Annotated in this window: 8 protein-coding genes; 1 reads left to right on the forward strand and 7 read right to left on the reverse strand. The window is 70.0% G+C overall.

Annotated features, from left to right (window positions below):
• Positions 1-14: 14 nt before the first annotated feature.
• The 5 genes from ACWDX6_RS25490 to ACWDX6_RS25510 form a co-directional block, all read right to left on the reverse strand.
• Positions 15-854, reverse strand: coding sequence for a carbohydrate ABC transporter permease (locus ACWDX6_RS25490; protein ID WP_451487204.1), 840 nt, complete (start codon positions 852-854; stop codon positions 15-17).
• Positions 851-1,891, reverse strand: coding sequence for a carbohydrate ABC transporter permease (locus tag ACWDX6_RS25495; RefSeq protein ID WP_451487205.1), 1,041 nt, complete (start codon positions 1,889-1,891; stop codon positions 851-853). The genes ACWDX6_RS25490 and ACWDX6_RS25495 overlap by 4 nt, the downstream gene beginning before the upstream one ends.
• Positions 1,888-3,195 carry an extracellular solute-binding protein gene (locus ACWDX6_RS25500; RefSeq protein ID WP_451487206.1) on the reverse strand — a complete coding sequence of 436 codons (1,308 nt, stop codon included), beginning with the start codon at positions 3,193-3,195 and terminating at the stop codon, positions 1,888-1,890. The genes ACWDX6_RS25495 and ACWDX6_RS25500 overlap by 4 nt, the downstream gene beginning before the upstream one ends.
• Before the next feature lie 262 nt (positions 3,196-3,457).
• Entirely contained in the window at positions 3,458-3,754 is a 297-nt protein-coding gene (locus tag ACWDX6_RS25505) for a DUF3039 domain-containing protein (RefSeq protein WP_451487207.1), read from the reverse strand.
• 29 nt (positions 3,755-3,783) lie between these two features.
• Positions 3,784-4,344, reverse strand: a complete 561-nt coding sequence (locus ACWDX6_RS25510; protein ID WP_451487208.1) for a YqgE/AlgH family protein — start codon at positions 4,342-4,344, stop codon at positions 3,784-3,786.
• A gap of 252 nt (positions 4,345-4,596) precedes the next feature.
• On the opposite strand from ACWDX6_RS25510, the gene murA reads away from it, so the two are divergent.
• Positions 4,597-5,937 carry a UDP-N-acetylglucosamine 1-carboxyvinyltransferase gene (murA, locus tag ACWDX6_RS25515; protein ID WP_451487209.1) on the forward strand — a complete coding sequence of 447 codons (1,341 nt, stop codon included), beginning with the start codon at positions 4,597-4,599 and terminating at the stop codon, positions 5,935-5,937.
• Positions 5,938-6,027: 90 nt separating this feature from the next.
• Here murA and ACWDX6_RS25520 read toward each other — a convergent pair whose 3' ends face one another.
• Both ACWDX6_RS25520 and ACWDX6_RS25525 read right to left on the reverse strand, forming a co-directional pair.
• A complete protein-coding gene (locus ACWDX6_RS25520; RefSeq protein ID WP_017237029.1) occupies positions 6,028-6,309 on the reverse strand; it encodes an HU family DNA-binding protein in 282 nt (93 codons plus the stop codon).
• A gap of 421 nt (positions 6,310-6,730) precedes the next feature.
• Positions 6,731-8,158 carry a malic enzyme-like NAD(P)-binding protein gene (locus tag ACWDX6_RS25525; protein ID WP_451487210.1) on the reverse strand — a complete coding sequence of 476 codons (1,428 nt, stop codon included), beginning with the start codon at positions 8,156-8,158 and terminating at the stop codon, positions 6,731-6,733.
• Between the last annotated feature and the right edge of the window lie 246 nt (positions 8,159-8,404).

The following is an 8,404-nucleotide window of genomic DNA, read 5'->3' on the forward strand; positions in this document are numbered from 1 at the left end:
TCTCTGTCATCGGGTCAGTCCTTCACCGCTCCGCCGAGTCCGGAGACCAGGCGGCGCTGTACGAGTACGAAGAAGACGAGCACCGGGACCGTCATGACGGTCGACCCCGCCATGATTCCTCCCCAGTCGTTCTCGTCCGGCTTGAAGAAGACCAGCAGGGCCATCGGGAGGGTCGACTGCGAGGTGTCGCTGATGAGGAAGGACTTCGCGAAGAGGAAGTCGTTCCAGGTCGAGATGAACGAGAAGACGCTCGTCGCCACGAGTCCGGGGAAGACCAGCGGGAAGAGGATCTGCCACAGGAACCGGGTCCGGCTTGCGCCGTCGATCCGCGCCTGTTCCTCCAGCGCCTCGGGTACCGCTTTGACGAAGCCGCGCAGCATCCAGATCGCGAACGGCAGCGAGAAGGCGATGTGCGGCAGGATCAGCGAGCCCAGCGTGTTGAGCTGGCCGAAGTCCCGCATCAGGAAGAAGAGCGGGATCGTCAGCGCCTCGATCGGCACCATCTGGGCGACCAGGAACATGATCAGCAGGGTCGTCCGGAACCGGAAGCGGAACCGGGTGACGGCCGTCGCCGCGAGGAAGGCGATGAGGGCGGAGGCGAGGACCACCGTCCCCGCCACGGTCAGCGAGTTGAGGAAGTAGCGGCCGAACTCCTGCTGTTCGAAGACGCGCCGGAAGGAGTCGAGGGACGGGGACAGCGTCCACGGTCGGGGCTCGGTGGACTGGATCTCACCGGCCGGTTTGAAGGCGGAGAGGACCATCCAGTACAGCGGGAAGGCGACGACGGCCGCGACGAGGAGGGCGGCCGCCTCGGCGGCGAAACGCCCCGGCCGTCGGATGCGGAACACGCTCACAGCTCTTCTCCCTGACGGCGCAGCAGACGGAGGTAGACCAGCGTGACCGCCAGCAGGATCAGCAGCATGACGACGCCGATCGCCGACCCCAGGCTGTACTGGGACGAGGCGAACGCCTTTTGGTAGGCGTACACGTTGAGGACGAGGTTCTGGCCGGCGATGCCGCCGCCGCCCGTCATGACGTAGATCTGGGTGAAGACCTTGAAGTCCCAGATGATCGACTGGATCGTGACGACCACGAGGATGGGGCGGAGCATCGGCGCCGTGACCGAGCGCCAGATCCGCCACTGGGAGGCGCCGTCGAGGGCGGCGGCCTCCAGGACCTCGCCGGGGATGGCCTTGACGCCGGCGTAGACGGTGACCATCACGAACGGGAACGAGCACCAGACGACCTCGAAGAGGACCAGGGCGAAGGCGCTGTAGCGCCCGTACGTCCAGGAGAAGTCACCGAGGCCGAGAACGCGGTTGACGGGCCCGAAGTCGGGGTCGAAGAGGAAGACCCAGACGGTGGAGCCGGTGACGGCGGGGGTGGCCCAGGCGCCGAGGGCGGCCAGCATCAGGGCGAGCCGGGGGACGGCCCGTACGCGGGTCAGGAGGACCGCGAGCGCGCAGCCCACGGCGAGCGTGGTGACGACGCAGGCGGCGGCGAACAGGACGGTGGCGAGGAGGACCTGCCAGAACTGGGGGTCGGAGAAGAGGGCGGTGTAGTTGCCGAAGCCCTGGAAGGAGGTCGGCTCGCCGCCGCTGACCTGGGCCTGGGTGTACTCCAGGAAGGAGATGAGCCCGAGCTGGTAGACGGGGTAGACCAGGAGCCCTCCGATGACGACGAGCGCGGGCAGGAGGTAGAGCCACGGGGTCCAGCCGGAGCGGTCCCGGGACCCCGGCACGGACCCGCGCCCGATGCCGACCCCGATGCCGACCCCGAGCCCGGACGTGGACCGCTGCGGGTCCGCGCCCTTACGGGGGCGGGGGGCCCGGGTCGCCTCGGTGCCGCCCAGCTCCGTCCCGCCCGCCTTCGTACCGTTCCCCATCGTCATCGGCCCGCGGTCGCGAAGGCCTCGTCCATCTTCTTCGCGGCGTCGTCCGAGGCGGCTTCGACGTCCTTGCGGCCGCTCACGACCTCCTGGAACATCGTCGGAAGCACCAGCGAGGCGTCGATCTGCCCCCAGGCCGGCGAGGCGGGGACGAACTTGGTGCCGGCGGCGAGGGAGTCGATGAAGGGCTTCACGAACGGCTCCTTCTTCGCCGCCCGCGCCCGGACGTCGGTGTAGGTCGGCAGAAATCCCATCGCGTCGAAGAGCTCGCCCTGGGTCTCCTTGCCGGCGAGGGACTTCATCAGGTCGACGGCGAGCGTGCGGTGCGAACTGCTCTTCATCACGCCGAGGTTGTTGCCGCCCGCGAAGGCGGGGGCGATGGAGCCCGCCGTGACGCCCGGCAGCGGTACGACCGCGTACCTGTCCTTCACCGTGCCCGCTTCGACGGCCGCGTGGCTGAAGTCGCCGCCGATGGCCATCGCCGCCTTGCCGGAGGCGAAGGCGGTGACGGTCGCGTTGCCGCCCATCTGCGCGCACTTGGCGGCCGGGCAGTTGTCGTCGCCGAAGAGCGAGGTGTAGGCGGTGATGCCCTTGCGCGCGGCTTCGCTGTTGACGGCCGCCCGGTACGACGAGCCGTTCGCGGTGGCGAGTTCGCCGCCGTGGGCCCAGATGAAGGGCATCGCGCCATAGGTGTACGCCCCGCCGACGGCGATCCCGTACAGCTCGGGCCTGGCCTTGCGGATCTTCTTCGCGGTGGAGATCAGCTCCGCCTGGGACTTGGGGGCGGTGAGGCCGAGTTCCCGGAAGACGTCGGTGCGGTAGTACAGCGCGCGGACGCCGACGAAGAGCGGCGCGCCGTAGATCCTGCCGTCCACCGTGACGGAGGACTTGGCGGTGGGGTCGGTGTCCTCGGCGTCGGCCCAGGCGGCGAACTCGGCGCTGATGTCGGCGAGTCCGCCGTCCTTCACATAGCCGGCGGTGTCGGTGTTGCCGTACTCGATGAGGTCGGGGGCGGACTTCGGGTCGTTGAAGGCGGCCTTGACGCGCTGGGCGCGGGTGTCGACGGGGATGTACTCGACCTCCACCTCCGCGCCCTCGTGCCGCTGCTCGAAAGCCGCGACGGTCGCGTCGACGACCCGCTTCTTGGGCGCGTTGTCGACCTCCTGGAACAGCCAGACGCGCAGGGTGCCGGTCTTCTCGTCGGTGGCGGCCCTGCCCTCGGAGGTCTGCGGGGCGCAGGCGGTGGCGGTGAGGCCCGCCAGCACGAGGGCGGCGACCGGGGCGGTGATGCGGGCAGAAAGCTTCATTCGGGGGCTCCCACCAATCAACGTTGCAGCATACGCAACGGGCGTTTCGTGCTGCACAACACGCGAGAGGTTAGGGCCGGACCCACGCCCGGACAAGTGGTCTCAACCACTCTGTGACCGGCGGAAGCACTCCGTGCAACGCCGCGACGAGCGCGGGCCCCGTACCGCCCCCGGCCCGCCGCCGGCGCCACCACGGAGAACGGCCCCCGGCGCGCGTACCGGAGTACGCGCACCGGGGGCCGTCCCCGAGGTGCGAGCCTTGCTACTTGTCGCCCTTACCGCCCTTGCCGCCCTTGTCCTTGTCCCCGCCGGGGCCCATGGACTCGTAGATCTCCTTGCACATCGGGCAGACGGGGTACTTCTTGGGGTCGCGCCCCGGTACCCAGACCTTGCCGCAGAGTGCCACCACGGGAGTGCCGTCGAGGGCGCTCGCCATGATCTTGTCCTTCTGGACGTAATGGGCGTAGCGCTCGTGGTCGCCGTCACCGTGGGACACCTGCGGCGTCGGCTCGACGAGGGTTCCCGTACCTGCCCCGCGCTCGGGCTCGAGAGTGCTCATGCGGCCAAGGGTACTGAAAACCGGACGGCTCAGTTGAGGGAGGGATCGTCCGGGTACGTCGCCACCATCGCCAGGTCGCCCCGCTGGCGCCGCAGGACCTCCCGCCACAGGCTCTCGGGGCGCGGGGAGGAGACGTCGCCCGGTTCCGACTCGACGACGTACCACGCGCCCTCACCGAGCTCCAGCTCCAGCTGGCCCGGCCCCCAGCCGGCGTACCCGGCGAAGATCCGCAGGGAGCCCAGCGCGGGGCCGAGCAGCTCCGGCGGGGTCTCCAGGTCGACCAGGCCGATCGCGCCGTGCACCCGGCGCCAGCCGAGCGGGCCCTCGTCGCCCGGGATCACCGCGAGTCCGAGCGCCGCGTCGAGGGAGACGGGACCGCCCTGGAAGACGACGCCCGGCTCCCCGGCCAGGTCGGCCCAGGCTTCGAGGATGTCACCGACCGTCACGGGGGTCGGCCGGTTCAGGACCACGCCGAGGGAGCCCTCGTCGTCGTGGTCGAGGAGGAGCACCACCGCGCGGTCGAAGTTCGGGTCCGCCAGGGCGGGGGTGGCGACGAGCAGCCGGCCTGTGAGCGAGGACACCTCGGTCATGCGACACATGATCCCGCATCTTCGGCGTTCGCGGGGGCACAAGGGACGGATGGACGCCGCCGCAGTTCAGGGCGGACGCCCCGCACGGTCGCTCACACAAACGGACGGTGACACTCCGCAAGATCATATGAACAGAGGGTGTTGTGCCGAATTCATTACATCTGCCGGGGGCCCTCGGACTGCGGTCAAGGGCGCTCTCCCCCCTTACCCTTTTCCCTGGCCCCCTGCCCGACGACTCGGAACGCGAGATTCATGACCGGCACAGACGATGTACTGCTTGTCCACGGCGGAACCCCGCTGGAGGGCGAGATCCGCGTCCGCGGCGCGAAGAACCTCGTGCCCAAGGCGATGGTCGCCGCCCTTCTCGGCAGCGGGCCGAGCCGGCTGCGCAACGTGCCCGACATCCGTGACGTCCGGGTGGTCCGCGGGCTGCTCCAGTTGCACGGTGTGACGGTCCGTCCCGGCGACGAGCCGGGCGAGCTGATCCTCGACCCGACGCACGTCGAGTCCGCCAACGTGGCCGACATCGACGCCCACGCCGGTTCGTCGCGCATCCCGATCCTGTTCTGCGGTCCGCTGCTGCACCGCCTCGGCCACGCCTTCATCCCGGGCCTGGGCGGCTGCGACATCGGCGGACGGCCGATCGACTTCCACTTCGACGTGCTGCGCCAGTTCGGCGCGACCATCGAGAAGCGGGCGGACGGTCAGTACCTGGAGGCCCCGCAGCGGCTGCGCGGCACGAAGATCCGGCTCCCGTACCCCTCGGTCGGCTCCACCGAGCAGGTGCTGCTCACGGCCGTGCTGGCGGAGGGCGTCACCGAGCTCTCCAACGCCGCCGTGGAGCCGGAGATCGAGGACCTGATCTGCGTCCTGCAGAAAATGGGCGCGATCATCTCCATGGACACCGACCGGACCATCCGGATCACCGGTGTCGACAAGCTCGACGGCTACACCCACCGGGCGCTCCCGGACCGCCTGGAGGCGGCCTCCTGGGCGTCGGCGGCGCTGGCGACCGAGGGCAACATCTACGTCCGCGGCGCCCAGCAGCGCTCGATGATGACGTTCCTGAACACCTACCGGAAGGTGGGTGGCGCCTTCGAGATCGACGACGAGGGCATCCGCTTCTGGCACCCGGGCGGCTCGCTCAACGCCATCGCCCTGGAGACGGACGTGCACCCCGGTTTCCAGACCGACTGGCAGCAGCCGCTGGTGGTGGCCCTGACGCAGGCCGCCGGCCTCTCCATCGTCCACGAGACGGTGTACGAGTCCCGGCTGGGCTTCACCTCGGCGCTGAACCAGATGGGTGCCCACATCCAGCTGTACCGCGAGTGCCTGGGCGGCTCGGACTGCCGCTTCGGTCAGCGCAACTTCCTCCACTCGGCGGTCGTCTCCGGCCCGACGAAGCTCCAGGGCGCCGATCTGGTCATCCCGGACCTGCGCGGCGGCTTCTCGTACCTGATCGCGGCTCTGGCGGCGCAGGGGACCTCCCGGGTCCACGGCATCGACCTGATCAACCGCGGCTACGAGAACTTCATGGAGAAGCTCGTGGAGCTCGGCGCCAAGGTCGAGCTGCCGGGCAGCGCGCTGGTGTAGCGCCCGCACACGGGCAAACGGAAGGGCGGCCACCCCCTGACAGGGTGACCGCCCTTTCTGCCGCCCTGAGGCGGCTTACAAGCCCTTGGCTTACTTGCCCTTGGCGGCTTCCTTGAGCTTCGAGCCCGCGGAGACCTTCACGCTGTAGCCGGCGGGGATGTTGATCGGGTCGCCGGTCTGCGGGTTGCGCGCGGTGCGAGCGGCACGGTGGGTGCGCTCGAAGGTCAGGAAGCCGGGGATGGTGACCTTCTCGTCGCCCTTGGCGACGACCTCGCCGACGGTCTCGGCGAGAGCGGCCAGCACGGCGTCGGCGTCCTTGCGGGTCACCTCGGCGCGGTCGGCCAGGGCGGCCACCAGCTCACTGCGGTTCATGTTGTTACTCCCGTGTTCTTCTTGCTGTTGAGGCGTGCCACGCGGCGGGGCCGCACATTGGGCACAGCGAAGCCGATGCTGCCAGGGCCCTCGGACAGTCCCCGGACCCGGGTCTGCTGACAGACCCTCGCGCCCGAATAGGCATCCTGCCCCCACCAGCGGCGGGAACGCCAATCCGGCACCCCCTGGGGTCACACGAAAAGCGCCACGGCCACTGACGTGGTGACGTTCCGTCGACTCCGCCGAAACTCTTTGGAGCCGAACCGCCACCCTAGAGGCGGGTTCACGGCGCCGCGACTCGCGACGCGCCGTTCCCGGGGTGGACGTGGGGACCGCCACAGCCCCGGGAGGCCGCGAGGAACGCGCCGGGGCCCGAGACGAGGCCGCCGGGCACGCGCCTGGCGGCCCCGTTCCCGTGGCCTCAGGCGCCGCTGTCGGCGCCCGCGCCGGCCGCCTTCGCGGCGGTGCGGACGGCGCCCGCGACCGCGCCCGCGACCTTGTCGTTGAACACCGACGGGATGATGTAGTTGGCGTTCAGCTCGTCGTCGGTGACGACGTCGGCGAGGGCCGAGGCCGCCGCCAGCATCATCTCCGTGTTGACGGTGCGGGACTGCGCGTCCAGCAGACCGCGGAAGACGCCGGGGAAGACCAGCACATTGTTGATCTGGTTGGGGAAGTCCGAGCGCCCGGTGGCCACGACCGCCGCCGTCTGGCGGGCGATCGCGGGGTCGACCTCGGGGTCCGGGTTCGCGAGCGCGAACACGATGGAGTCCTCGGCCATGGCGGCCACGTCCTCCGCGCCGAGCAGGTTCGGGGCCGAGACGCCGATGAACACGTCCGCGCCGGCGACGGCCTGCTTGAGGGTGCCGGTGACGCCCTCGGGGTTGGTGTTGTCGGCGATCCAGCGCAGCGGCGTGCCGGGGGCGGCGTCGACGAGGTCGGGACGGCCCGCGTGGACGACACCGTGGATGTCGGCGACGACGGCGTGCTTGACGCCCGCCGCGATGAGCAGCTTGAGGATGGCCGTACCGGCCGCGCCCGCGCCGGACATGACGACCCGTACGTCCCCGATGCCCTTGCCCACCACGCGCAGCGCGTTGGTGAGGGCGGCGAGGACGACGATCGCGGTGCCGTGCTGGTCGTCGTGGAAGACGGGGATGTCGAGGGCCTCGCGGAGCCGGGCCTCGATCTCGAAGCAGCGGGGGGCGGAGATGTCCTCGAGGTTGATGCCGGCGAAGCCCGGGGCGATGGCCTTGACGATCTCGACGATGGCGTCGGAGTCCTGGGTGTCCAGGCAGATCGGCCAGGCGTCGATGCCCGCGAAGCGCTTGAAGAGGGCCGCCTTGCCCTCCATGACGGGCAGGGCGGCCTTGGGGCCGATGTTGCCGAGGCCGAGGACGGCGGAGCCATCCGTCACGACTGCGACGGAGTTGCGCTTGATGGTGAGGCGGCGGGCGTCCTCGGGGTTCTCGGCGATCGCCATGCACACCCGGGCCACGCCGGGGGTGTAGATCATGGAGAGGTCGTCACGGTTGCGGATGGGGTGCTTGGACGCCATCTCGATCTTGCCGCCGAGGTGCATCAGGAACGTACGGTCGGAGACCTTGCCGAGGACGACACCCTCGATGGTGCGCAGCTGCTCGACGATCTCGTCGGCGTGCGCGGTGGAGGTCGCGGCGATGGTGACGTCGATCCGGAGCTTCTCGTGGCCGGAGGCGGTCACATCGAGGCCGGTGACCGAGCCGCCGTGGGACTCCACGGCCGTGGTGAGCTGGGAGACCGCGGTCCCGCTCGCGGGAACCTCCAGCCGGACCGTCATCGAGTACGAGACGCTGGGCGCCGTTGCCATGGCCGAGTTCCTCTGCTTTCCCTGAGCTTCGTTGCTACGCCGCCCCGGCTGGTTGCCCGGCGGCGCCCTCCGATGGTCGCACCTACCTGCCGGTAGCAGGTAATGCGGTCATTTTGTTTTCGGAAAGTAGTTTCCACCATACGAGAGACCCCGGGTAAACAGAAGAGGTCCGTGCCCCCGCCCCGATGCCGTGTCCCGGTGACAGCGCGCGCAGCACGGTGCCGTCGGCGCGGGTCTGGACGAGGT

Source organism: Streptomyces sp. NPDC003027 (genome assembly GCF_053591435.1).